At 42.4% G+C, this 23538-nt stretch carries 22 protein-coding genes and 2 tRNA genes; 13 read left to right on the top strand and 11 right to left on the bottom strand.

What is annotated here, in order from left to right; genetic code table 11:
- Nucleotides 1-11 precede the first annotated feature (11 nt).
- From AAA943_RS13840 to AAA943_RS13795, 10 genes are all read right to left on the bottom strand, one after another.
- Entirely contained in the window at nt 12-473 is a 462-nt protein-coding gene (locus tag AAA943_RS13840) for a MarR family winged helix-turn-helix transcriptional regulator (protein WP_338224855.1), read from the bottom strand.
- Between the two features lie 359 nt (nt 474-832).
- On the bottom strand, nt 833-2581 hold the full coding sequence (locus AAA943_RS13835; protein WP_338224854.1) for an AMP-dependent synthetase/ligase: 1749 nt from the start codon (nt 2579-2581) through the stop codon (nt 833-835).
- A 431-nt stretch (nt 2582-3012) separates the two neighbouring features.
- On the bottom strand, nt 3013-4692 hold the full coding sequence (locus AAA943_RS13830; RefSeq protein WP_338224853.1) for an Ig-like domain-containing domain: 1680 nt from the start codon (nt 4690-4692) through the stop codon (nt 3013-3015).
- A complete protein-coding gene (locus AAA943_RS13825; protein WP_338224852.1) occupies nt 4689-5582 on the bottom strand; it encodes a class I SAM-dependent methyltransferase in 894 nt (297 codons plus the stop codon). The genes AAA943_RS13830 and AAA943_RS13825 overlap by 4 nt, the downstream gene beginning before the upstream one ends.
- A 1-nt stretch (nt 5583) precedes the next feature.
- Nucleotides 5584-7449 carry a tRNA uridine-5-carboxymethylaminomethyl(34) synthesis enzyme MnmG gene (mnmG, locus tag AAA943_RS13820; protein ID WP_338224851.1) on the bottom strand — a complete coding sequence of 622 codons (1866 nt, stop codon included), beginning with the start codon at nt 7447-7449 and terminating at the stop codon, nt 5584-5586.
- A 67-nt stretch (nt 7450-7516) separates the two neighbouring features.
- Nucleotides 7517-7942 (bottom strand): rRNA maturation RNase YbeY, encoded by a 426-nt coding sequence (gene ybeY, locus AAA943_RS13815; RefSeq protein ID WP_338224850.1) that lies wholly within the window; start codon nt 7940-7942, stop codon nt 7517-7519.
- Between the two features lie 2 nt (nt 7943-7944).
- A complete protein-coding gene (locus AAA943_RS13810; RefSeq protein WP_338224849.1) occupies nt 7945-8346 on the bottom strand; it encodes an ATP-binding protein in 402 nt (133 codons plus the stop codon).
- A 34-nt stretch (nt 8347-8380) separates the two neighbouring features.
- The gene (locus AAA943_RS13805) at nt 8381-9148 is read right to left on the bottom strand and encodes an exodeoxyribonuclease III (RefSeq protein WP_338224848.1); all 768 of its coding nucleotides are present in this window, start codon (nt 9146-9148) and stop codon (nt 8381-8383) included.
- A gap of 95 nt (nt 9149-9243) precedes the next feature.
- Nucleotides 9244-9603: a hypothetical protein gene (locus tag AAA943_RS13800; RefSeq protein WP_338224847.1), complete on the bottom strand. Its 360-nt coding sequence runs from the start codon at nt 9601-9603 to the stop codon at nt 9244-9246.
- A gap of 3 nt (nt 9604-9606) precedes the next feature.
- A complete protein-coding gene (locus AAA943_RS13795) occupies nt 9607-9951 on the bottom strand; it encodes a carboxymuconolactone decarboxylase family protein (RefSeq protein WP_338224846.1) in 345 nt (114 codons plus the stop codon).
- A gap of 334 nt (nt 9952-10285) precedes the next feature.
- Here AAA943_RS13795 and AAA943_RS13790 point away from each other — a divergent pair, with 334 nt between their 5' ends.
- From AAA943_RS13790 to AAA943_RS13770, 5 genes are read left to right on the top strand one after another with little or no spacing between them, the layout of a single operon-like run.
- Entirely contained in the window at nt 10286-10726 is a 441-nt protein-coding gene (locus tag AAA943_RS13790; protein WP_338224845.1) for a ComF family protein, read from the top strand.
- Nucleotides 10727-10734: 8 nt separating this feature from the next.
- On the top strand, nt 10735-11280 hold the full coding sequence (locus AAA943_RS13785) for a YfiT family bacillithiol transferase (protein WP_338224844.1): 546 nt from the start codon (nt 10735-10737) through the stop codon (nt 11278-11280).
- A 3-nt stretch (nt 11281-11283) separates the two neighbouring features.
- Nucleotides 11284-12042, top strand: a complete 759-nt coding sequence (locus AAA943_RS13780; protein WP_338224843.1) for an SDR family NAD(P)-dependent oxidoreductase — start codon at nt 11284-11286, stop codon at nt 12040-12042.
- 44 nt (nt 12043-12086) lie between these two features.
- A complete protein-coding gene (locus tag AAA943_RS13775; RefSeq protein WP_338224842.1) occupies nt 12087-12662 on the top strand; it encodes a hypothetical protein in 576 nt (191 codons plus the stop codon).
- 10 nt (nt 12663-12672) lie between these two features.
- On the top strand, nt 12673-13125 hold the full coding sequence (locus AAA943_RS13770) for a PaaI family thioesterase (RefSeq protein ID WP_338224841.1): 453 nt from the start codon (nt 12673-12675) through the stop codon (nt 13123-13125).
- Between the two features lie 39 nt (nt 13126-13164).
- Here the strand turns inward: AAA943_RS13770 and AAA943_RS13765 are convergent, their stop codons facing one another.
- Nucleotides 13165-13698 carry an RNA methyltransferase gene (locus AAA943_RS13765; RefSeq protein ID WP_338224840.1) on the bottom strand — a complete coding sequence of 178 codons (534 nt, stop codon included), beginning with the start codon at nt 13696-13698 and terminating at the stop codon, nt 13165-13167.
- Between the two features lie 78 nt (nt 13699-13776).
- Between AAA943_RS13765 and mutS the strand changes: the two genes are divergently transcribed.
- The 8 genes from mutS (at nt 13777) to AAA943_RS13725 (ending at nt 23538) form a co-directional block, all read left to right on the top strand.
- On the top strand, nt 13777-16380 hold the full coding sequence (mutS, locus tag AAA943_RS13760; RefSeq protein WP_338224839.1) for a DNA mismatch repair protein MutS: 2604 nt from the start codon (nt 13777-13779) through the stop codon (nt 16378-16380).
- 57 nt (nt 16381-16437) lie between these two features.
- Nucleotides 16438-17235, top strand: a complete 798-nt coding sequence (locus tag AAA943_RS13755) for a helix-turn-helix transcriptional regulator (RefSeq protein WP_338224838.1) — start codon at nt 16438-16440, stop codon at nt 17233-17235.
- 125 nt (nt 17236-17360) lie between these two features.
- Nucleotides 17361-17436: transfer RNA gene (locus AAA943_RS13750), tRNA-Gly, on the top strand.
- A 78-nt stretch (nt 17437-17514) separates the two neighbouring features.
- A tRNA-Leu gene (locus tag AAA943_RS13745) sits at nt 17515-17598 on the top strand.
- A 131-nt stretch (nt 17599-17729) separates the two neighbouring features.
- Nucleotides 17730-20933: a CHAT domain-containing protein gene (locus tag AAA943_RS13740; RefSeq protein WP_338224837.1), complete on the top strand. Its 3204-nt coding sequence runs from the start codon at nt 17730-17732 to the stop codon at nt 20931-20933.
- Nucleotides 20934-20988: 55 nt separating this feature from the next.
- A complete protein-coding gene (locus tag AAA943_RS13735; protein WP_338224836.1) occupies nt 20989-22179 on the top strand; it encodes a serine hydrolase domain-containing protein in 1191 nt (396 codons plus the stop codon).
- A gap of 70 nt (nt 22180-22249) precedes the next feature.
- Nucleotides 22250-22807 (top strand): RNA polymerase sigma factor, encoded by a 558-nt coding sequence (locus AAA943_RS13730; protein WP_338224835.1) that lies wholly within the window; start codon nt 22250-22252, stop codon nt 22805-22807.
- Nucleotides 22807-23538, top strand: coding sequence for a tetratricopeptide repeat protein (locus AAA943_RS13725; RefSeq protein ID WP_338224834.1), 732 nt, complete (start codon nt 22807-22809; stop codon nt 23536-23538). Before AAA943_RS13730 ends, AAA943_RS13725 begins: the two co-directional genes overlap by 1 nt.

The raw sequence follows: 23538 nt of genomic DNA, 5'->3' as shown, positions 1-23538 counted from the left end.
TCAGGAAGGGTTTATAATTCAAATATGGGCTTATAGATTTCTGCTTGATTTACTTCGTCGATTACGGATTGTATTTTGGAAAAGACCTGAAAGAAATTTTGAAGTTCTTCTTCGGTGACTACTTCTCTTACGCGCTCATTGAACTTCATGATCGTCTTAACTGATATTTCTTTTTTTGCTCTGCCTTCTTCCGTGAGGTAAATACGGACAGAGCGTTTGTCCACAGGATCTGCTTTCTTGAAAATCAGTCCCTTTTCCTCCATGGTCTTGAGCATACGGGTCAGACTCCGCGTCTCGAGGCCTATCATCGGAGCTATTTTGGTAGCTGGAGTGCCTTCTTTTGAATTGATATTGATCAATACAAAACCAATAGCTGTAGTGAAGCCTTCCTCAGCGGCCTGTTGATTGTACATCCGGGAGATGGCGTGCCAGGCACTTTTTATATGATAATCGACCGTTTCCTCTCTTTTCATTACTTCTAGATTTTATTCGGGATACAAAAACTACTCTCATCCAAAGGCCAAGGCTAAAATTCTTTAGATTTTGGAAAAAAGTGTGCTTGCTTAATTCTATATCCCTAGACAAGGAAAGAAGAGAAGCAAAACTTTTTGCATGCCTAATCTAGGAAAAAATTTTGTATGCATGCATACTATTTTGAAAAAAAGTTATGCATGCATCACAAATTATAATTTGGATTTAATCCATTTTCATAATTAAATTTCAATTATTTGATAAAAAGTGGAATTATTCAGAATATATTGTTAAAAATACTCAAATATTCAAAAAGTAATTTTGATGTCCTTTTTCGATTATCCAAAAAAAATACCGGAGATCAGCTCCGGTACAGTCCTTCGATTTCATCTTCATAGATTTTTGAAATGACTTTCCGCTTGAGCTTCATGGTTGGGGTGAGTTCTCCGGTATCAACGCCCCAAGCCCGTTTTAGGAGTTTAAATCGCTTGATTTGTTCCCATTTACCAAAGTATTTATTGTAGTGATCTACCTCTTTTTGGAATTTTTCCAGTATCTCAGGTTTTTCTACCATCTCCTGACCAGAAGTATATGGGATTCCTTTTCTGGTACAATATTCCTTGATTCCGTCAAAACTCGGCACAATCAAAGCCCCTGGGAAATTGCGGTTGTCACCGACTACCATAAGCTGTTCGATCATGGGAGATTCTTTGAATTTGTTTTCCATCACTTGAGGAGCGATATATTTTCCTCCGGAAGTTTTGAACATTTCTTTTTTCCGATCGGTGATCTTGAGGTATTGTCCGTCGAGTTCACCAATATCTCCGGTATGGAACCAGCCGTCCTTGATCACTTCCGCAGTCATTTGGGGTTCTTTGTAATAGCCTTGCATGACATTGGGTCCTTTGACTAGAATCTCTCCGTCATCGGCAATTTTGACCTGCACATCTCTGACGATTTTGCCTACATAGCCGATTCTGATCTCTTCATGATTGCCGATTGAAGCGGAGACTACGGGAGAAGTTTCTGTAAGGCCATAGCCTTCGCAGACTTTGATCCCTGCTGCCCAAAATACTCTTGCCAAACGAGGCTGAAGTGCAGAAGCTCCCGAATTGATTTGCATCACATTGCCACCCAAAGCTTCTCTCCACTTGGAGAAAATGATTTTGTTCGCCAATTTAAGTTGAAAATTATACCATCCTCCCATATCCGCAGCTGGATCATATCTAAGTCCCAAATTCAAGGCCCAGAAAAAGAGTGATTTTTTGATCCCTGTGAGCTCGTATCCTTTAGCCACAATTTTATCATACACTTTTTCCAAAAGTCTTGGAACCGTGTTGAATACATGGGGCTGAACCTCTTTGAGATTTTCTCCGATCTTTTCCATGTTTTCAGCATAATAGACAGAAAAGCCGAGGTAGATGTAGCAAAAAGATGCGGTCCGCTCATAAATGTGGCATAACGGAAGAAAACTGAGCACTTTGGATGCTCCGGGGGGTGGAGTCATGATATCGGCGACAGAGAGCATGTTGGAAAGGACGTTGGTGTGGGAAAGCATCACACCTTTTGGCCGTCCAGTTGTCCCAGAGGTGTAAATGATGGTAAACAAATCACCTGATTTCACCTTACTCTTTAGCTCTTCTAACTTGGAAAGGTCCCCATTTTCACCCTTGACCTCCAAAGAAGTCCAATGTTCGACACCCGGCAATTGGTCAAAGGAATAGATTTTTCGATCTCCAGCTACTTCAACGGCTTTCTGATAAATCTCTTTATCTCCTACAAAAATCACTTTGACCTCCGCATGATCAAAGATGTATTGGTAATCTTCAGAAGTGATCGTGGGATACATCGGGACAGATATGGCTCCCATTTGCTGCAATGCCAGGTCGATGAAATTCCATTCCGGTCTATTTTCTGAAATGATGGCCACTTTATCACCAGGATTTAATCCGGATTGAATGAATGCCATCCCCAAGTTGTCCACGATTCGCTTGAGGTCTCGAGCGGAATACGTCTTCCAAGTGTCATTTTCCTTTTTGGCAAATGCGACTGAATTATCGTAAGTCGAAATCTGATAAGGTATCAGATCAAAGAGTCGGGATAGCTGCATGGATGGAAATTTTGGGTTTGAATAACCTAATATTACCAAATCCTAGATCGATAAACAAAAGCTATTCACAAATCCACAAGGCTATAATTTTATTAAATTATTTATATAAAAAAATCTATTAAGGTTATTAAGGGTGTGGATTTGTGGATAAATGAGGGTCAGGATTCAATGCACATTATTTTTAACTTCGGGTAGCCAGATTCACAGGTTTTCCACTAGTTATATACATTTAATCTATTGGAAATCAGTAGTTTATTTAATTTAGTCAATTTATGTTGATTTCTTACACGCTTGATGCTGTTATCAAACCTGCTGTGGATAGTGGAGAATGGTCTGGTGGATAAAGAACCCTTTTTGCACAGTCTCCGTGATGGATTGTAAAAACTGATTTTTGTCTGGGGATAAATTTCCTTTTATCCACTAGTTATCCTTCACTTGTCCACGGGCATTTCTCTCTGATTTATTCCTGTTGGGGGACTAGCTTTGATAATCTGATCCTCCAAAGTCCATCCGCTTCTGATTACAATCTGTTCTTTTCCGTCTTCTCCCTTGTAGAAAAATACTCGCTCTGCCGGTCTTTTTTCCAAAATATTTGATGGATCCCATCTTTGGTTTCCATTTCTGTCTTCGATTACGCGAAGTTTGAATGTACCGGGTTCTATTAATTCTATTGAAAACTTCTCTGTAGTGAGGAATTCTTCTCTGATAATTTGGTTTTTTGAATCCAATACCTGGAGAATGAATGGGGGATTTGCTCCTTCTATCCTCCCGGATATGCCGTCTGCTAGACTTTCTCTTTTTAGTTTTCTATAATTGGCTTCGAGTTTGTCCTCGTTATACTGGTCTTCTATATCTTTAAATGTCGAGTCTGCAGCTGTGAGGGTAAATATTTCCTTGGATATCGAATCGGGTATACTTAACCTTATTTTAAGGAGGTCTCTTTTGGCAGAATCGGTAAAATAAAAGTCTGAGGGATTAATCTTGAAATAGGAGGCTGTATCGTATTTGACATACAAGGAATCTGTATTGATTGACAGTACAGGTTTATTAAACTTGAGCTCCATATCTAGAGTTCCGATAAAGTTTTTGCCGGAGTTGGGCGTGATGCTAAGTTTCTCAGGCTTTCGATCGGTCTCTGGGAACTTGGCATAGATCAAGGTATCAATTTTAAAGCCGGTAGAATCTTGAAGCTGGATGGGAAATGCAATGCTGTCTGCTTTTACACTTCGTGGGTAAATCCTCACTCGTTTATCACTTTCTATAAAAAAGAATTCTTCACCGAGTTGCTCTTGATTCAATAAGGGCTTAACTGCATTTTTATTCAGAATTAAGTCAAAGTTCTTACCAAAATTGGATGTTCTTAGGATTCGAATAGGAGTTAAATCAGATTTGGAAAGGTTGAATTGAATGTTTGGAATATCCTCTTCTACCTCTAGAGTGTCTATTAAAAAATCGTATTCTTCGGCTTTAAATTCGGCTTTGAGGTTGCCATTGTCATCCTTCCAAGCATAGGCTCTGTAGCGTCCATTTTTAATGTTACTGATTTTGAAGTTACCACTGGTATCTACTTGGCTTAGATAGTATGGATTGGCTGTGAATACGTCCGTGGTATCATTGAATGGGTAAATTCCAACCAACACATTTTTATAATCTATCTTATTGGGCGGAAAAATGTATCCTACCTTTCCTGAAATGCTGAGACTGTCGATATAATCCGTTGTTGAAAAGACCAGTTTGAGGTTTTCAGCCGGATTTTTTTCGGAGACATCGACTACGGATTTTTGAAAGTCGAAAACATAGGTTGTGTTCTCTTCCAACTCCTGATTGAGGGATATGATGATTCTGTTTTTGTTGGAAGTGAAAATGACCTCTTCTTTGTTGATCCTTGGTGTGATGATGATTCCTTTGCTTGGATTGTCCAATTGTACATATTCATCAAAAGTTAAAATCAATTCCTCTGGCTTGATATTTAGGGACTGGTCAGTAGGGTTGGCTTCCAGAAGTTTTGGGGGATCTTCATCTACAGGTCCTCCCAGAGGTGCACTGATTTTGGCGCATGAATACAACAACCCAATTAATGCCAAACAAAGGATGGATTTGAGTCTGCTCACTTTTTCTGAAAAATATAAATGTTGCTCGAATAATTATTTTGACGCTTAGCTTGCTTATTGGATTGATATCCGGAAAGGATAGCGTTTAGGTATTTTTTGACTAAGGTTGCATTATTGGCTTTATATCCCTCGGATAATAAAGAGACATAATAGCTGTCGAATTTCATGGGTTTTTGGTCTAATAAATTCAAATCGAAAATATATTGAAACTGCTTCATCGCTTCTTGGTTGAAGTGATAAAGGTGCCTGGGTACATCCCAGCCAGCCCAGTGGTCTCCATACTTTTTTGCATCCCATGACTCCGGATTAGGCACTGCGAATATTAAATAACCGTTTGGTTTTAAGTGGGTTACCAGCTTCTTTACAGTTTTTCGCAGTTCGTGAATGTGTTCTAAGACGTGGAATAGGGTGATGATTGAATACTCTTTGTTTTTCTTTAGTTCGTGAATACTCTCTTTGACCCGATTTTTGGATTTTTGGTTAGCTATTGTTCTTGCGCCGATATTGGGTTCAATTCCTGTGACTTTCCAACCTTTTTGCTGAGCTAAATGGATCAAATCTCCGGCACCGCAGCCGTAATCAAGCAATGTTCTTTCTTGTGTCAGTGAGCTCAAAAGGGCCAATTTATCAGCGAGGTTTTTCTTTTTTACTCGATTGTAAATCCAGTGTGTCAGAGATTTAGCATGGGTCTGATGGGAGTAGTATTCAGGAAAATCATAGTATGGACCAATGTTCTCTGCGCTGGGTCTGGGATTGGTGAATATCAACTGACATTCCGAACATTTAGTCAATAAAAATATTTCTTTGCTTACTGCAAAGTCTTTGACTTCGTGATAATTAAGAAAATGCCCACTTTTGCAAAGTGGGCATTTGACTAGTCTTTCTGTCATTTTATTTTCCAAGGTACACCGTAAGAATAGACAAATCTGCGGGAGATACTCCACTTATTCTTGAGGCTTGTCCTAGAGTTTCTGGACGGATTTTGTTTAATTTTTGTCTGCCTTCTGCGGATAGCGCTGAGAGGGCTAAGTAATCAAACTTGTGAGGAATTCTGAAATTTTCCATGTTTGACAGCTTTTGAACCATTTGTTGCTCTTTTTCCAAGTAGCTTTGGTATTTGATTTGAATTTCTGCCTGTTCCAATACTTCTTTTGAGTATTTGGAAAGGTAGTGATCAAAATCCTTGTTAGAGGTTTTTAATTCTTGGATGCCGATTTGTGGTCTTTTTAGGAGCTTTTCTATGGTAGTCTTTTCTTGGATAGTAGCAGTGCCTAATGCTTCCAAGGTGGGATTGACTTCATCAGGAGTCCACTTCTTTTGTTTGAGGTCGTTGATTAGATGGGAGGTTTTGGATTTCTTGTCCTGCATTGCATTCATTCTTACCTCATCTGCAAGACCAATTTGGTAGCCCTTATCAGTCAATCTCAAGTCCGCATTATCCTGTCTGAGCAAAAGACGAAATTCCGCCCGGGAGGTAAACATTCGGTACGGTTCCTCAGTGCCTTTATTGATCAAATCATCGATAAGTACACCGATATAGGCATCAGAACGCTGAAGAAGGAAAGGATCCTTTTCCTGAATTTTCAAGCTGGCATTTATTCCTGCAATGAGTCCTTGGGATGCTGCTTCTTCGTATCCGGTTGTTCCGTTGATTTGACCGGCAAAATATAGATTCTCGATCAGTTGGGTTTCTAATGTAAGATGAAGCTGGGTTGGTGGAAAGAAATCGTATTCAATCGCATAGCCGGGTCTGAACATCTTTGCATTTTCGAATCCCGGGATTTGTCTTAAGGCTTTGTACTGTACCTCTTCGGGAAGTGAGGTAGAAAATCCGTTTACATAGATTTCCACGGTATTCCAACCTTCTGGTTCTACGAAGATTTGATGTCTTTCTCTCTCTGCAAATCGGTTGATTTTATCCTCAATGCTTGGACAATAGCGCGGCCCAAGTCCTTGGATTCGTCCATTAAACATGGGAGATCGATCAAATCCTGTTTCCAAGGTTTGATGGACTTCCTTATTTGTGTAGGTAATCCAGCAGCTTTTCTGATTTTTTAGAGGTTCTGTAATATCCAGATAAGAAAACTTTTCAGGGTTTTCATCCCCCAGCTGTTCTTCCATCTTGGAATAGTCGAGACTACGTCCGTCGACCCGGGGTGGGGTTCCCGTTTTCATTCGTCCTGCCTCAAAGCCCAATTGCACCAGTTGTTCTGTTATGCCTTTGGCTGCTGCTTCTCCTGTTCTTCCACCTCCAAATTGTTTTTCTCCTATATGGATGATTCCATTTAGGAAGGTACCATTGGTCAGGACTACTGCATTTGCTTCTATTTCTATTCCTATTCCTGTTCTTACACCACGTACTTTACCATCTTTAACAAGAATTCCGGTTATCATCTCCTGCCAAAAGTCCACATTGGGTGTATGCTCGAGGGCCATTCTCCATTCTTCAGCGAATCTCATTCGATCGTTTTGCGTTCTTGGTGACCACATGGCTGGTCCCTTAGATCGATTGAGCATACGGAATTGGATCATGGATCGGTCTGATATGATTCCTGACATTCCGCCTAATGCATCGATTTCTCTTACGATTTGGCCTTTTGCTACTCCGCCCATTGCAGGGTTACAGGACATTTGCGCAATGGTGTTCATGTTCATAGTACAAAGCAGTACTTTTGACCCCATCTTTGCGGCGGCATGTGCAGCTTCGCATCCCGCATGTCCTGCTCCTACTACAATTACATCATACTTCTGAAACATGTCTTTCTTTGCTGTGTTCCACGTGAAACACTTCCTGGATTACTGGGTTGTGTTTCACGTGGAACGTTTATAAATTCTTGAACAAGTCGATGGCTTGGTTCTCTTGGATTCTCATTTCTTCGGCTTGTTTTTTGGTTTTGTCTTGGTATCCCATCAAATGGAAAAGGCCATGGGAAATGACCCGGCTCAATTCATCAGTTTCAGATACCTTTTCCTTTTGGGCATTTTCTCTTATTCGCTCTATCGAAATGAATATGTCCCCTTCAATCAGTTCTTTTTGTTCTGAATTGTCAAATGTGATGATATCAGTGTAGGTTTTATGCTTGAGATATTCCAGATTGATTTGATAGAGGTGTTCGTCTGAACAGAAGATATAATTCAGGTCTCCAATCTTAAAGTCCTCAGCGTTTGCCAAGGTCTTCAGCCAAGCTTTTCTTTTCCTTTTATCGGGAAGATTAAACTCAATATCTTCTGTGAAGAATTGGATAGCCATTTTTAATCCATGTAAAAAGAAAGAATCGTTTTCTTTCCACCATCTTCAAACTTCACTTCATCACTGAGGTGTCTTATCAGGAAAATTCCTCTTCCTCCCGGTTTTTCCAGATTCTCAGGAGCAGTTGGATCTGGTAATTCGGATAGATCGAATCCCTGTCCTTCATCTTGTATTATGAATTTCAGTTGGTCATCTTCCATTTTAAGTTCGAGGTTCACCAATTTATTTTTGTCTCCCCTATTGCCATGGATGATTGCGTTGCTGATGCATTCAGTTACAGAAATCATAATATTCCCATAAATATCATCATTGATATCGAAGCTTTCTTTAGCATTGTCTATGAAGCTTTCGATGATTTTTATATTCTCAATCAGAGAAGGGATTGAAATTTTTATGGATTTCATTAGGGAATTGTTCTTCTGTCAAGACTTTATTTACTTATTCATTTGCTAATTCCAGGACAATCGGGCAATGGTCCGAATGCTTTACTTCCTGCAAAATTACGGCACTTTTTAATTTGTTTTGCAATTCATTGGTGGCCATGTGGTAATCTATTCTCCAACCTAGATTTTTTGTTCGGGAATTGGCTCTAAAACTCCACCAGGTATACTGATGAGGTTCAGGATTGAAGTGTCTGAACGTATCAATAAACCCGGATCCGGTAAACTTGTCCATCCATGCCCTTTCTTCCGGTAAAAACCCTGAGGAGTTTTTATTGGAGACAGGATTATGAATGTCAATAGCTTTATGACAGATGTTGTAATCTCCACTCAAGATCAAGGAGGGATTTTCGCGTTTTAAATCCTGCATGTACCCATAGATATCATCCAAAAATTCATACTTGAAATCCTGCCTGATATCTCCAGTTGTGCCCGAAGGAAAGTAAGAGGAAATAAATGAAAAGCCTTCAAAATCCGCCTGGATGATTCTTCCTTCATCGTCGTATTTGTTTAAGCCCATTCCATATTTTACTGATTTGGGTTTGATTTTGGAAAAAATAGCCACTCCACTGTACCCCTTCTTTTGTGCAGGCATCCAGTAGAGTTCATAACCGAGATCGGTGAAGATACTGGCATCGACATCCTTTTCCTGAGCTTTAATTTCCTGTAAACCAATGATATCCGGGTTTTCCTGAGCCAGCCAATCCGCAAATCCTTTATTTAAAGCTGAGCGAATTCCATTGACATTGTAAGAAATAAGTTTCATTAGTTCAGTTTTGATTTGTATTCATCATCTGGAATCGCTTCCATCTTCACTTCTATCTTCAATAAGGGGCTCTTTTGTATTATTCTTGATCCCATTCAGATTTCTATTTGATATTCTTTTTCGAAATATTCTAAAACTTGAAGTTTAAGAAGTTTTTCCTGTTCCAAGAGATCAATATGGGGTAATTCTTTCACCAACTTCCAATGAGGCCATCCCTCCTGATCCACAAAATCCAATTCATAGAATCCAGCAAAGCTGAGCACTTTGCAAATGGCGATATGCATCAAATCCTGCTTTTGTTCCTTGGAAAAGGAATGGGGACCTTTTCCCAATTCTTGTACCCCAATCAAAAACAATACGCCATTCAGATCCTTAGGTTTTTTACCCACAGCAGATTCCAAGCCTGCTAATAGCTTGGACCACCTCTTTTCAAGATCCAAATCTCTCTTAAACATTGTTTATCCTTGATTTTCAAGTTCTTCCCAATATTCTACCGCTCTTCTTAAATGAGGAATTACGATAGAGCCTCCAATGATCATCCCAATAGAAAACACCTCGAAGACTTCTTTTCTGCTTACTCCGGCTTCAAAGGATTTCCCCAAATGGTATTTGATGCAATCGTCACACCTTAACACCATGGAGCAGGCCAATCCAATCATTTCTTTGGTTTTGATGTCCAAAGCACCCTCTGCATAGGTATTGGTGTCCAGATTAAAAAAGCGTTTGATCACTTTATTGTCCTCTGCCATGATTTTTTCGTTCATTTCAGAACGATAGGCATTGAATTCTTCTATCAGATTCATTAAATTTTAGGAGTATAGTTTAATGGCGTAAATATACCGCATATTTTACCCAGAGGTTGATCAACAATACTTTTTACTGATGCGTTTGTTTTTGTGGAAAGATTTTTTGGATCTGGTTTTCCCCCGCAGCTGTTCGGTGTGCGGTACCGATTTGTATGACTTCGAAAAATGCTTCTGTACCTCATGTCAGGGAACGTTGCCTGTGGCAAATTTTCATTTGAGACCCTTTGATAATGAACTTACATCCAAAATTCAGGGCTTGACCCAAGTGAATCGGGTCCTCGCATTCCTAAGGTTTTCAAAGAAAGGAAAAAGTCAAAAACTTCTCCATCAGTTGAAATACCGGAACCAACCTGAACTGGGAGAGGAACTCGGACGGTTGTACGCTAGAGTCCTAATCACGGCAGGATATCAAAATGTTTGGGATGCGGTGGTCCCAGTGCCCCTCCATCCGCTGAAACTCAAAAGAAGAGGATACAATCAAAGCGCGGAATTTGCAAAAGGGCTAGCTCAAATACTTGAAATACAAGTTTTTAACTGTTTGGAAAGAAGAAAATTTACCGAAACACAGACCAAGAAATCCCGACTTCAACGTATGGAAAATGTGGATGAAGTATTTGCTTTGCCACAAGGAATCTCCGTGTCTGGGCTGAAATTGCTGTTGGTAGACGACGTGATTACGACCGGGGCTACACTTTGTTCATGCGCCAATGTTCTTTGGGCTAGTGGGGCAAAAGCTGTAGATTTAGCCACCATCGCCGCAGGTGGTCAATAAATCAGCCTATGACTATAGACATCGAATTCTTAAAATATCCAATCGGGAAATTTCAAGCTCCGGAAATTATCTCAAATGAGCAGATGAATGAGGCTAAATCCATAATCCGGTATTTTCCAACTCATCTGTTCACTGCCGTAAGCTCGCTTTCGCCAGCTCAGTTGGACACTCCCTATCGGCCAGGTGGGTGGACCGTAAGACAGGTCATCCATCACTGCGCAGATAGCCATATGAATGCATTAATCCGCTTCAAATTGGCTATCACCGAATCCCAACCTACTGTCAAACCTTATGATGAAGGGGCTTGGGCCAATCTGGCAGATTATTCAATGCCTGTGGAAGGATCACTTCAGCTGATCCAGATTATTCACTCCAAATGGATTGTCCTATTGAATTCTATGGAAAAAGCGGATTTTCAAAAGACCTATTTTCATCCTGAAAGCAAGAAAACCCCAAAATTGGAAGAAGTCACGCTGATGTATGCATGGCATTCTTCCCACCATTTAGCCCATATCCAGCATTTGGCCTTAAGGGAGAACTGGACAAGCAGATAAATCATGAACATTTCACTTAAAAACCAAAGAATTCTGGTAACCGGGGCCTCCAGGGGAATCGGGCGGGCGATAGCTAGACAACTTTCTGAATCAGGTGCTGAGGTGATTATTCACTACAACTCCAATAAGTCCGAGGCAGAAAGTCTCTTGGCTCAGTTGAAAAATCCAGCACATTTGGCTCCTTGTAATCTCTCTCAGTCTGCAGAAGTAGTGGGCTTTATTCCCCGACTGGTGAAAGAGTTTGGACCTTTGACCGGTCTGGTGAACAATGCCGGAATTTCCCCTTCCGCACCGGATACTTTGCCTACCGGTGAATGGCTGAAAATATGGGATCAAGTCATGGCTGTCAATGCCACGGCTGTGGGTATTCTCTGCAAGGAATTTGTGGACCAGGCAAAAGCTCGGGAAAACGGGAGAATTGTGATGATTTCATCCCGGGCTGCTTTTCGGGGAGATACGACGGATTACTTGGCTTATGCTGCTTCTAAAGGGGCTTTGGTCAGCCTAACCCGGTCTATAGCAAGGCATTATGGAAAAATCGGAATCAAAGCTTTTCTTATCGCCCCTGGATTTACCCGTACGGATATGGCTAATGAGATCCTCTCGGAATATGGAGAAGATTTTGCGCTTAAGGATATTGCACTAAAAGAACTGACTTTGCCTGAGGACATCGCCCCCATGGTTACTTTGCTGTGCTCAGGATTGGCTGACCACGCTACCGGAACATCTATTGACATGAATGCCGGATCGTACGTGAGGTAAACCATCTTGAGATCCCATCGGTTATCCTTCTGACTGATTTTGGCATGCCTGCACGAGACCCTATTCTGAGCCCGGAAATCATCCGAATTTTGAAAATTTTCATCTTTTCCTCCTTGGGAATGGTTTTACTATTTTCCTTTTTCAACGGATATAGAGCAGATAATTCCGGTAAGGACCGATCTTTCCTTGCTGCAGACGCCAATCGGATTTATTTTCTCAATGTACGTGGAATTCACTACGACCGTGAAGTGAGGAGAGATGCGGGAATGACCCTATTCAGACATTCCAAACGGGTCGAATCCGATTCTATTCCCAGCTTTTTCCCGGTGATTATTCTCAATCCAGCCAAAGACGAAGCCTACCTTTATTTCGAATTGAAAAAGGCTGATTATCCCATCCAAATCATTGCCCAGAAAGGCGAAGAATCGGCAATTCTAAACTTTTCCAACGGAAATAATTCCGATCATTTTCAGCTCCTTAGCCAGTTGAAACCCTACTTGGAGGAGGATTATTCATTTCAGCTGAAAGTGGGAAATAATACTTTTCTCCTTTGGGCAGAGGAAAATGAGCTTTCCGTTTTGAAAACGGTAATGGAGGATTATTTTCGGCTTTTGAATTAAACCACTAGTAATGGAAGCTTCTACCCGATTGATGTATTTTCAGTCCCAAATCGGACAAACCTTGGACAAAACCCCTTCAGCAGCTGGAAACTGGCTTGCAGGAAAACTTCTGGAAATCGATCACCATCACATCAAGGTGCAGTATACCGTTCGCCCGGAAATGTGCAATCCGGGAAAAGTACTGCATGGAGGGGTAGCCTCTCTGATGCTGGATGATGTGATTGGCATGGGAAATTTTGTTGCTGGGTCAGAGTTTTTGATGACCAGTATCAATCTCAATGTTGATTTTCTTTCCTCTGCCCAAGCCGGCGAGGTATTGGAAGTCACCGCCAAACTGATTCGCTCTGGATCCAATCTCAATCACTGGGAGGCCATTATCCGGAAAGAATCCGGCAAAACGGTAGCCAAGGCAAGTTCAAACCTGATCAAAACCCACCTGAAACTGGTGGATTTGGGCTTTTGAAAACCCCGTAAGCTGAGCATTTCGAGTTTTAATCAGGGCTTAAAACTGGTCCAATTTGACCATCATATCCCAAACGGAAATACCCAAAGAAACAGCAATATTCAAAGAATGCTTGGTGCCGAGCTGCGGGATTTCCAAGACATGATCGCAGGATTTGAGTACTTCTTCTTCCACTCCAAACACCTCATTTCCAAAGATTAATGCATATTTTTTGCCCTTTTCAGGAGAAAATTCATTTAGATTGATCGATCGGTCCACCTGCTCCAAGGCACAGATCTGATAGCCTTCCTCTTTTAATTTCTTTACTGCTTCGATGGTGTTTAGGCAATATTCCCAATCCACTGATTCGGTAGCTCCCAAAGCGGTCTTTTGAATATCCCGATGCGGTGGGGTTCCTGTGATTCCACAGAGGTAAATCTTTTCTATCCGGAAGGCATCCGCAGTTCGAAAAGCAGAACCTACATTGTTGAGGCTTCTGATTTGATCGAGGACGATTACTAAGGGCGATTTTTCGGTTTTTTTAAATTCCTGGACAGACATTCGGTCCAGTTCTTCCATGCTTAATTTTTTCATCTTGTTTGAACTCCTTGACTAATTCGGCTATTTTCAACCCTCATTTTCATTCCAAAAGTAACCCATTTCTCTCAACTCATGAGCAAGTCCAAAGACGGAAAAGAAACCCCGCTGATGAAGCAGTACAATGCCATCAAAGCCAAACATCCCGGTGCTTTGTTGCTTTTCCGTGTCGGGGATTTTTATGAGACTTTTGGAGAAGATGCGATTGTGGCCAGCAAGGTACTGGATATTGTCCTGACCAAAAGGGCAAACGGTGCGGCCTCTCATATTGAGTTGGCTGGTTTTCCCCACCATTCCCTGGACAATTATCTGCCCAAGCTGGTCAGAGCAGGAAATCGGGTGGCTATCTGCGATCAGCTGGAAGATCCCAAAATGGTCAAGGGAATTGTCAAGCGTGGCGTGACAGAGTTGGTCACTCCAGGGCTATCGTACAACGATCAGGTATTGGACACGCGGAAAAACAACTATTTGGCCTCCATTCATTTTGGGAAAGAAAAGCACGGGATCGCTTTTTTGGATGTGTCTACCGGAGAATTCATGTGTGCGGAGGGAAGTTCTTCCTATGTGGAAAAGCTCCTTCAAAGCTTTGCTCCTTCTGAGATTATTTTCTCCAAGGCGGCTAAAAAAACAGCTACTGAGCTCATCAAGAACGATTTTATCAATTTTCACTGTGAAGACTGGGTCTTTCAGTTTGACTTTACCTACGAGAAACTTAAAAATCATTTTGGTACAGCCAACCTGAAAGGTTTTGGCATCGAGGATTTAGACTCCGGAGTCATTGCCGCAGGGGCCATCTTGCACTACCTAGAAGAGACAGAGCACAAAGAAGTACAACATATTTCTTCCATCTCAAGAATTGCCGAGGAGAAATATGTTTGGCTGGACAAGTTTACCATCCGAAATCTAGAACTTGTTTTCGCGCAGCATGAAGGTGGAGTGCCACTTATTCAGATTTTGGATCAGACGGTGACGCCCATGGGGTCACGAATGATGAAAAAATGGATGGTGTTGCCCCTCAAAGAGAAAAAATTGATTGAAGAGCGGCTCAATGCAGTGGAATTTTTCTATCAAAACTCAACCTTGATTGAAGAGATTCTCAGTCAGCTCAGACACATCGGCGATCTGGAGCGTCTGATTTCCAAAGTGGTGGTGGGAAGGGCCAACCCACGGGAAATGAACCAAATCAAGCGGGCACTAAAGTCCACCCTGCCGATAAAGGAACTATTAAAGGTCCAACAGAACCCAACATTGCAACGCCTTGCAGATCAGATTCATCCCTGTGAATATATTTTGGAGAAAATCGAACGGGAGCTGCAGGAGGATGCTCCCATGCTGGTCCATCAGGGCGGAGTAATTAAAGACGGAGTCGATGCTGAGTTGGATGAATACAGGGGTTTGGCCAATAAGGGAAAGGACTTTTTGGTGCAGATTCAACAGCGGGAAATTGCAAATACTGGTATTTCCTCCCTAAAAATCTCCTACAACAAGGTTTTTGGATACTATCTGGAAGTCACCCATGCACACCGGGACAAGGTCCCTCAGGAATGGATCCGAAAGCAGACCTTGGTGAATGCAGAGCGATACATTACTCCTGAGCTGAAGGATTATGAGGAAAAGATCCTGAATGCGGAGGAGAGGATGATTTCCATGGAGCAGAAATACTTTCAGGAATTGGTCAATGAGGCAGCCCAATACGTCACCCCTATTCAGCAAAATGCCCGGATTTTGGGGACTTTGGACGCCCTGATATCATTTGCCAAAGTGGCCTTGTCAAATGGCTATTGCAGACCAAAAATCTCTGACACCGAGACCTTGGAAATTAAAGACGGAAGGCACCCGGTCATTGAGAAGCAGCTTCCTCCCGGTGAGCACTATGTGCCCAATGACATCTATCTCGATCACGACAGTCAGCAAATTCTTATCATTACCGGTCCAAATATGGCCGGTAAATCCGCTCTGCTTCGGCAGACGGCCCTGATCGTCCTGATGGCTCAGATGGGAAGCTTTGTTCCGGCTACATTTGCACGGATAGGAATCATCGACAAGGTCTTTACCCGTGTAGGGGCCTCTGATAATCTTTCCAAGGGAGAATCCACTTTTATGGTCGAAATGACCGAGACAGCGAGTATTCTCAACAACCTTTCGGATCGAAGCCTGGTCTTGATGGACGAAATAGGCCGAGGCACTTCTACCTATGATGGCATTTCCATTGCATGGTCCATTGTAGAGTTTTTGCATAACCATCCCAATTTCAAAGCAAAAACCCTCTTCGCCACCCATTACCATGAGTTAAATCAATTGACCGAAGATTTTGCACGGATCAAAAATTTCAATGTATCGGTGAAAGAAGTAGGTAACAAGGTCATTTTCATGAGAAAGCTAAAAGAAGGCGGAAGTGAACACAGTTTTGGGATTCATGTAGCCCAAATGGCCGGAATGCCAAACCCTGTCGTCTTGAGAGCAGCAGAAATCATGGCTCACTTGGAAAAAGACAAGGCCTTGTCTGAAAAAAAGGAAAGCTTTAGGGCCGTTCCCAAAAACAATTACCAGTTGTCCTTATTTGAAATGGACCCTAAATTTTCAGAAGCAAAAAAATTATTAGAAAGTATCGATATTAATTCCATTTCACCTATTGAAGCTTTGTTAAAACTTCACGAGATTAAGAAAAAATTAGAATAAGTTAAATCTCAAAACCTTGCTATATTCAATTTTGGAACTTAACACACTAGGTTTTTTATGGATAAAGTATTGCTTAAAGACCTAAAGAAACAGAAAAAGTATACCAAATTTTTCCAAGAATGGAAAGAGCAGGAATTCAAGGGGAGGTTGGACGAAAAAAAGCTTTTGAATGAGCTTGAGACTCTTGCAAAAAACATTGGTATACAAGAAGGATTGGTCATTGCCTGTTTCGATTATAGAAACTTAAATCTGGCTTTTTTTACAGGCAATGTGGAAGAGATTTCAGGGTATCCTGAGTCAATGTTTCGAAAAAAGGGAATGGAAACTTCTTTTACGATGATTCATGAAGAGGACCGGCCAGAATTATTCCGTTTTCAAAAGATAGTTTTTGACGTTTTTCATAGCCTTTCTTTAACTGAGCGGCATACTTTTCAGTTTTCTTATACTACTCGGTGGGTTCATCGAACTACCTTGGAGGTCATTTGGATGACATCGAAGGTGAGGCCTTATGTGATTGATGAGAAAGGGAATTTCATCATGGATCTCCATATTATCGTTCGCTTGGCATCCCCTCCCAAGGCAAAAAGTTATGATTGGGATTATACTTATACCCGGGATGATGGAAGCAAGATTTTTGTAAGCAAAGGCTCTCCGGACGACAAGGCGGTAAACCTCACGCAAAAAGAAAAGGAGATCGTCTCTTTGATTTTGGAGGGAAAGGAATCCAAAGAGATCGCTGATTTGCTGAGTATTTCATTCAACACGGTATCTACTCACCGAAAAAACATTTTACGAAAGTTAGGAGCAAAAAATGTGGGCGAAATGGTAAAAATTCTCGCATCCTATGAGTTTTAGATACACTTGATTGTCAGTCTACTTGTGGCACTGTCAAAAAAATTATTCCTTGTGTTCTTGCAAAAATATTTTCTCGCCTTACCTTTGCATCCACAATTCGCCTTGACAACGGTCAGGCCAAACAAGCGAGAGTAGCTCAGTTGGTAGAGCACGACCTTGCCAAGGTCGGGGTCGCGAGTTCGAATCTCGTCTCTCGCTCCAAAGCCCTTGAAAAAGGGCTTTGTCATTTCAGGACGTTTGCATGCAAGAAGCCTGAGGCTCTAGACAAAACTAGAGGAAGCCGGGATGGTGGAATAGGTAGACACGCAAGACTTAAAATCTTGTGGCCTTTAGGCCGTGCGGGTTCGATTCCCGCTCCTGGTACTGAAGCCCAGCATCTATGCTGGGCTTTTTGTTTTCCTCAGGATCTGATCATAGAGGTAATTCCCTTAATTCCGATGACTTTTTTCTATCTTAATCGATGCCGGTTAAAGGTAACTTAGCGCTCATCTCCCATGGACAGATTTTTAATCTTGCTCTTCTTCTTTTTATCCTCTACACTTTTGGCTCAGGAAATCTCTCCTAAAGCTTCCTGGGAAAAAATGATTGAAAATGGTGAGTCCTCACTAGCACTCAGCCAAATTCAAGACTTCAGCCAATACTTGATCCAGGCCAAGGCCTATGACAGCCTGCCGGACTATCTGGTCTTGTATGGCCGAATTCTCCAAGCAAATAATCCCTCAGCTCAGGCTAATCAAAAGCTCGAAAAAGTATATCTGGATTGGGAAAGGTTATCCTCAACCCCTGCTTTTCGCCGAAGAATGGCCAAAAGCTTGGCCAACTGGTACGAATACCTTGGCAATACCACATTGGCTTATGAACAGACTTTGCTCGCATTGGATTGGGCAAAAAAAGACCTAAACCTAAGCTCGGAAGTGCTTGCCGGGCTATATGTGAATCTCGGTGGATTGGCCGTAAAAAACATGGACCTTCCCGCAGCCAAAAAACATCTCGCTCAAGTCCTCCAAATCAAACCTGCCGAAAATGATGCTGAGCATATCTATTTCGCCAATAGTTACCTCGGGAATATCGCCTACTTCACGTCCAATCTCGATTCTGCAGCCTATTTCTACCAGAAAACACTGGAGGCCATAGACCTTCTGGAATCCAATCCGAGAAATCAATTCTACCGCAAAAGCATCATTCTCAATAATCTGGCTGGAGTTCAGATGGCCCAAAGTGACTTCGATGCTGCCGAAAAGTCCATGAATCAGACCATCCTTTTCCGCGAAAAATACATGGCTACTGATCTTGATGCCTTGGAATACCAAAAGGTCCTGCAAGACTACCTGAGTTCTCTGGATAATCTTGCCGGCCTATATAAGCAGCAGGGTCAATACAGCCGGGCTAAGCAGCTATTGGAGTATTCCTTTCAGAGAAAATCGGAAGAGCTTGGAGAAGAAAACCTCAATACCACCAAATCCCGAATCCTATTGGGACAAATCTATTTTGATACCCAAGATCTGGAAGAGGCAAGAAAATACCTGGAAGACGGGCTGAGCAGGTTGAAGAATAGTGAGCAGGAGAGTGCCTATTGGCAGGGGGATGGGATTCACACTTTGGCCAGAATGGAGGACTTTCTTCAAAATGAAGCTACAGCAGACTCCCTCTATCGCAAGGCCAAAGTAATTTTCGAAGAAGAGTTGCAGGGAGAGTTTGACGTGATTTACCTGGATTTTCTGAAGAATTTTTCTCTCTTTCTGGCAGAAAATCAGAAAAGCGAAGAGGCTATTTCGCTTTCCCAGACTGCCAGAGCTTATCTGGCTGAGATCAATTCAGACAATTTGTATCTGGATTTGAATCAGGCGGTCAATCAAGCAACCATCTATCAATTGGGCAATCAATACCAGAAATCCCAGCAAACCATCTCAGAGGCTTTTGCACTTTGGAACACCCTGGTAAGCCGTCGCACCACTGTCCGGGACTCTCTTCAGGCCGTTTTTCAGAAGCCTCAGCTTATCCTGATTCGAAATAAAAATCGCTACAACCTAAGCAATCGGGAGCCGGAGCTTTTGAAATCCATTGAAAAGGAACTTTTGGAAGGGCTTGAAATTTTGGATTCCCAGTCTGATTTTCTTTTTGAACCCTCGGATATCAGCATCCAACTTGACCTCAACCGGCAGTACTTTGAGTTTTTGGAGCAGGTCGAGCTCGATCTGTATCAGAGAAGTGGTGCAGAAGTTCACCTCGATCGGCTTTTGGCTTACCACGAGCATGCCCGATATCGTCAGATTCGCTCAAGGCTTCAAAGGAATCAGCAGGTAAGGTACGGGGGCATTCCGGAGAAGATTCTCCAACGGGAAAAAAGCCTAAAGGAACGCTTGACAGCCTCTCTTCAAAAAGAAGCAGATAATTTAGAAGAATTTACCCAAGCCAATCAGGAATGGACAGCCTTTTTGGATACGCTGAGGAGAACCTATCCGACCTATTTTCAACTCCACTTCGAAAGCAGTGAAAGTATTCTAAAGCGTGTCTTTTCCCAGCTCAACCCGGACATGACTTACCTCCGCTACCTACAGGTTGGTCAGGAGTGGCAGGTATTGGTCATCCGTGGAAAAAACAAAAAACTGATCCCTTTAGACACCCGAACTCTTTCTTCCCTGTTACAAAAGCTGGCAGTTCAGTCCTCGGATAACAAATATCAGCCTGCTCTTTTCCATGAATTGTATCAGCAACTCTGGAAACCAGCACTAGCTCAACTTCAAACTCATCGCGTTGTTATCATTCCAGAAGGATTGCTTTTCAACTTGAGTTTTGAAGCATTGAGCCAAGAGCCTGTTTCTAAATGGTCGGATCTTATCGCTCACTCCCTACTGCAAAAGCACAGCTTTTCGTACCAATATGGACTGTTGTTACTAGACCAACAAAGCCCCAATGCCTACAAAGATGAATTGGTTGCTTTTGCTCCGGGCTTTTTTGACCAGATGAAGCAGTCCTATCAGGCATCTTTCAGTGATAGACAATATGTGGACAAAAGCTATCTGGAGTTGATTCCTCAGCCTTTCACCAGAAGATTGGTGGAGGAGATTTCGGCCAGATTTGAATCCAAAGTATTTCTGGAAAGTGGATCCACCGTGGCCAATTTTAAAAAGGAAGCCGGAAAATCCCGTATTCTTCATTTGGGGACCCATGCATTTTCCAGCAATGTCAATCCGAGCGATTCCCGATTGATTTTTGCCAAATCTTCCGAAAACCCTTTGGAGCCCCACGAACTTTTCGCCAGTGAAATCTACGGGTTGGATTTGAGTTCGGAGCTTGCCGTACTCCTGGCCTGCGAATCCGGTAAGCCTGCTTATGCACCGGGAGAAGGAATGATTTCTCTGGCACATGCCTTTAATTATTCCGGTACCCAAGCGATGCTCATCGGCCTGGGCAAAATTGATGAAAAAACAAGCGTAAGGATTGCCGAGGATTTCTACAGTTTTTTAGAGGAAGGAATGCCCAAAGATGAAGCGCTGAGGAAGGCCAAACTGAGCTATTTATCCCAGTCTCAAGGGCGGGAATTGGACCCCTCTTTTTGGGCAAGTCTCATCATTTTGGGAAATCCTGAGCCGGTTTCTCTTAAGCCAAAGTCCCATATCTTGTGGATTGCATGGGGATTGGTAGCTCTATGCCTATGTTTGATCTGGATTTATCGAAAAAAAATTCTTTCAATTTGATGACTTTGGGATGTGGCGTTCGATGAGCAGGTAAATATCAAACCTTCCCAAGTTTATGAAAAAGCTCATCCTAACCCATTTTCGATTTTTAAGTATAGTACTTTTGGTCGGCCTGATTGGCTGTTCCGAAAGCACAGATCCTACTCCTACCCCAAAGCCGGATGCCACTCAGGAGGATCTAGCTGTCATTGACAGTCAGATCGAGGGTTTTATTTCTCAATACACTATTCCAGGCGCGAGTCTGGCTATCTCCAAAAATGGCAAGCTGGTCTACCAAAAAGCATATGGAGTGGCAGATCAGGCCCAAAATAAGCCGATGCAAACCCAAACTCAAATGAGGGTTGCCAGTGTATCCAAAACCTTCACAGGATTGGCAATCATGCTCTTGGTTCAGGATGGAAAAATCAGCCTGGATGACAAAGTATTCGGAGACGGAGGCATTCTCGGCACCACTTATGGAACGAAGGCCTATTCCAATCGTGTCTTACAAGTGACTGTCCGGCATCTGCTTCAAATGACCTCAGGAGGCTGGGTAGTGGCAGGAAATCGGGACGCAATTGATTATGAACAGCAAAGAACCAATGCGGGCTATTTCGATTGGATGATGGACAACGGTATCTTGAATTTTGACCCCGGTTCCCAATATTGGTATATCAATACCAACTATTTTGTAGCAGCGCGGGTGGTAGAAAAGGTCTCCGGAAAGAGTTTTGCCCAGTTTATCAAAGAGCGGATTACCGATCCTCTGGAGATGAAATCGACCGTACTTGGCAAGAATGGAGTTCAGGGCAGACAGCCCAATGAGGCGGTGTACTACGGACAGGGTGCCACAAAAGGATTCGAATATAATTTCAATCTGGAAAGAAGAGACGGCGACGCTGGGATTGTCACTTCGGCTCCCGATTTGCTGAGATTTGTCACAGCCATTGATGGGAATCCTTCCCGTCCTGACCTACTTCAATCGGCGATTTATAATCAGTTTATCCAAGGTTCCACAGCCAATGGAAACTTTGCCAATGGAATTGCTATTTCCAATCAGTTTAAGTTCTTCTATGGAGCCTTGCCGGGGACGAGATCCGGCTACATGTTCCATTCCAACGGCATGGCCGTGGCACTGATCTTCAACGGAAATGGGGATTATACCCAGTCCAACTACAACAGCACTTTCGCCAGAGCTCATGATGCCTTGATGGTCAATTTGCTGACGACCAATACGAATATTTACCAAGACATTGACCAATTCTAATCCCTCTTCCTGCCTTGCAGTCCTTGGGATAAAATAGATTTACTTGTATCTTTTTGGCAATTAGCGAGCTATGCCAAAAGATTCTCTCAATCACCTATCGCAGCAAGAACTCATCAGTGGAATCAGAGATAATGATCGAAGAATCATGACCTTGCTTTATCAAGACATATTTCCCAAAGTCAGAAGCTATCTTTTGCAAAACAATGGAGATGAGGATCAGGCAAAGGATATTTTTCAGGAAGCTTTCTTGGTAGTTTGGCAGCAGGTAAAATCCGGAGATTTCCAACCCCAAAACAGCACTGCGCTACAGGGATTTCTTTATCAGATTTCAAAAAATAAATGGTTGGACTTTCTCCGATCCAGTCGTTTCAAAAAAGAGCAATCTCTGAGTGTATTTCCCATCGAAAGATCAGATAAACAAGAAACCGGGGATCAGGAAGAACGATTAACTCTGCTGGAAAAGGCCTTTTCTCAGCTTGGGGAAAACTGTCAGGAGTTACTGAGGAAGTTTTATTTTGAAAAAATATCCCTTCCCGAACTTGCCCAAAACTTTGGCTGGACTGCACAGACCGCCAAAAACAACAAATACCGCTGCATGGAGACTCTCCGCAAAATCATGAAACCCTAATGGAAAATAACCTAAACATCAGCCCGGCCGAATACGAACTCATCGAAGGATGGCTGGAGGGCACTTTATCTGACAGTCAGCGGGAAGAGGTGAAGGTATTGGAAAATGAGGATCCTGATTGGTTGATCAAGGTGGAGCAGATAAAAGTGCTTCGGGAAGACTTGGAGTCTATCTTGGTCAAAGCGGAGCTTGAAAAAATCCATGAGGAAGTAATAGGAAAAAGTCCATCCAAAACCTATCCTTTTCCGAGATGGATTTTGGCCGTGGCGGCAACTGTTTCTCTGATTCTAGTAGGTTGGTGGGGATTTCAGAGCGTTTTCCAAAGTTCCAATGAAAAACTTTTTGTGGCCTACTACCAGACCGACCCGGGATTGATTACTGCCATGTCGGGCTCAGATTCATATGAATTTGACCGGGGGATGGTGGATTTTAAAGAAGGAAAATATAGGGAAGCTTTGGTACGATGGGAGCTCCTTCTAGAAGAGGACCCTGCCGATGACACGCTGCTGTATTTTGTGGCTATGGCTCATCTGGAAATGGAAAATTACCCTTTGTCTCAAGAACTTTTGAAGCAGGTAGCCGATGAAGATTCCTCTGAATTCAAGGAAGATGCCAGCTGGTATCTTGCCTTGATTTATCTGAAGAAGGGAGAAATGGAAGCGGCTAAACTCATCTTGTCTAATTTGGAAAAACCAGAGGCTCAGGAGCTATTGCAAAAAATTCAAGAATAA

It is taken from the genome of Algoriphagus confluentis, assembly GCF_036245625.1.
In the GTDB taxonomy this organism is placed as follows: domain Bacteria; phylum Bacteroidota; class Bacteroidia; order Cytophagales; family Cyclobacteriaceae; genus Algoriphagus; species Algoriphagus confluentis.
The sequence above is the reverse complement of the archived record's forward strand: the minus strand, read 5'-3'. Positions and strand labels throughout refer to the sequence as shown.

Bases quoted from the DNA above. Each gene is read 5' to 3' on its own strand.
- AAA943_RS13840 (WP_338224855.1), bottom strand. From the start codon at position 473: ATGAAAAGAGAGGAAACGGTCGATTATCATATAAAAAGTGCCTGGCAC.
- AAA943_RS13835 (WP_338224854.1), bottom strand. From the start codon at position 2,581: ATGCAGCTATCCCGACTCTTTGATCTGATACCTTATCAGATTTCGACT.
- AAA943_RS13825 (WP_338224852.1), bottom strand. From the start codon at position 5,582: ATGACAGAAAGACTAGTCAAATGCCCACTTTGCAAAAGTGGGCATTTT.
- mnmG (WP_338224851.1), bottom strand. From the start codon at position 7,449: ATGTTTCAGAAGTATGATGTAATTGTAGTAGGAGCAGGACATGCGGGA.
- ybeY (WP_338224850.1), bottom strand. From the start codon at position 7,942: ATGGCTATCCAATTCTTCACAGAAGATATTGAGTTTAATCTTCCCGAT.
- AAA943_RS13810 (WP_338224849.1), bottom strand. From the start codon at position 8,346: ATGAAATCCATAAAAATTTCAATCCCTTCTCTGATTGAGAATATAAAA.
- AAA943_RS13805 (WP_338224848.1), bottom strand. From the start codon at position 9,148: ATGAAACTTATTTCTTACAATGTCAATGGAATTCGCTCAGCTTTAAAT.
- AAA943_RS13800 (WP_338224847.1), bottom strand. From the start codon at position 9,603: ATGTTTAAGAGAGATTTGGATCTTGAAAAGAGGTGGTCCAAGCTATTA.
- AAA943_RS13795 (WP_338224846.1), bottom strand. From the start codon at position 9,951: ATGAATCTGATAGAAGAATTCAATGCCTATCGTTCTGAAATGAACGAA.
- AAA943_RS13785 (WP_338224844.1), top strand. From the start codon at position 10,735: ATGACTATAGACATCGAATTCTTAAAATATCCAATCGGGAAATTTCAA.
- AAA943_RS13780 (WP_338224843.1), top strand. From the start codon at position 11,284: ATGAACATTTCACTTAAAAACCAAAGAATTCTGGTAACCGGGGCCTCC.
- AAA943_RS13775 (WP_338224842.1), top strand. From the start codon at position 12,087: ATGCCTGCACGAGACCCTATTCTGAGCCCGGAAATCATCCGAATTTTG.
- AAA943_RS13770 (WP_338224841.1), top strand. From the start codon at position 12,673: ATGGAAGCTTCTACCCGATTGATGTATTTTCAGTCCCAAATCGGACAA.
- AAA943_RS13765 (WP_338224840.1), bottom strand. From the start codon at position 13,698: ATGAAAAAATTAAGCATGGAAGAACTGGACCGAATGTCTGTCCAGGAA.
- mutS (WP_338224839.1), top strand. From the start codon at position 13,777: ATGAGCAAGTCCAAAGACGGAAAAGAAACCCCGCTGATGAAGCAGTAC.
- AAA943_RS13755 (WP_338224838.1), top strand. From the start codon at position 16,438: ATGGATAAAGTATTGCTTAAAGACCTAAAGAAACAGAAAAAGTATACC.
- AAA943_RS13740 (WP_338224837.1), top strand. From the start codon at position 17,730: ATGGACAGATTTTTAATCTTGCTCTTCTTCTTTTTATCCTCTACACTT.
- AAA943_RS13735 (WP_338224836.1), top strand. From the start codon at position 20,989: ATGAAAAAGCTCATCCTAACCCATTTTCGATTTTTAAGTATAGTACTT.
- AAA943_RS13730 (WP_338224835.1), top strand. From the start codon at position 22,250: ATGCCAAAAGATTCTCTCAATCACCTATCGCAGCAAGAACTCATCAGT.
- AAA943_RS13725 (WP_338224834.1), top strand. From the start codon at position 22,807: ATGGAAAATAACCTAAACATCAGCCCGGCCGAATACGAACTCATCGAA.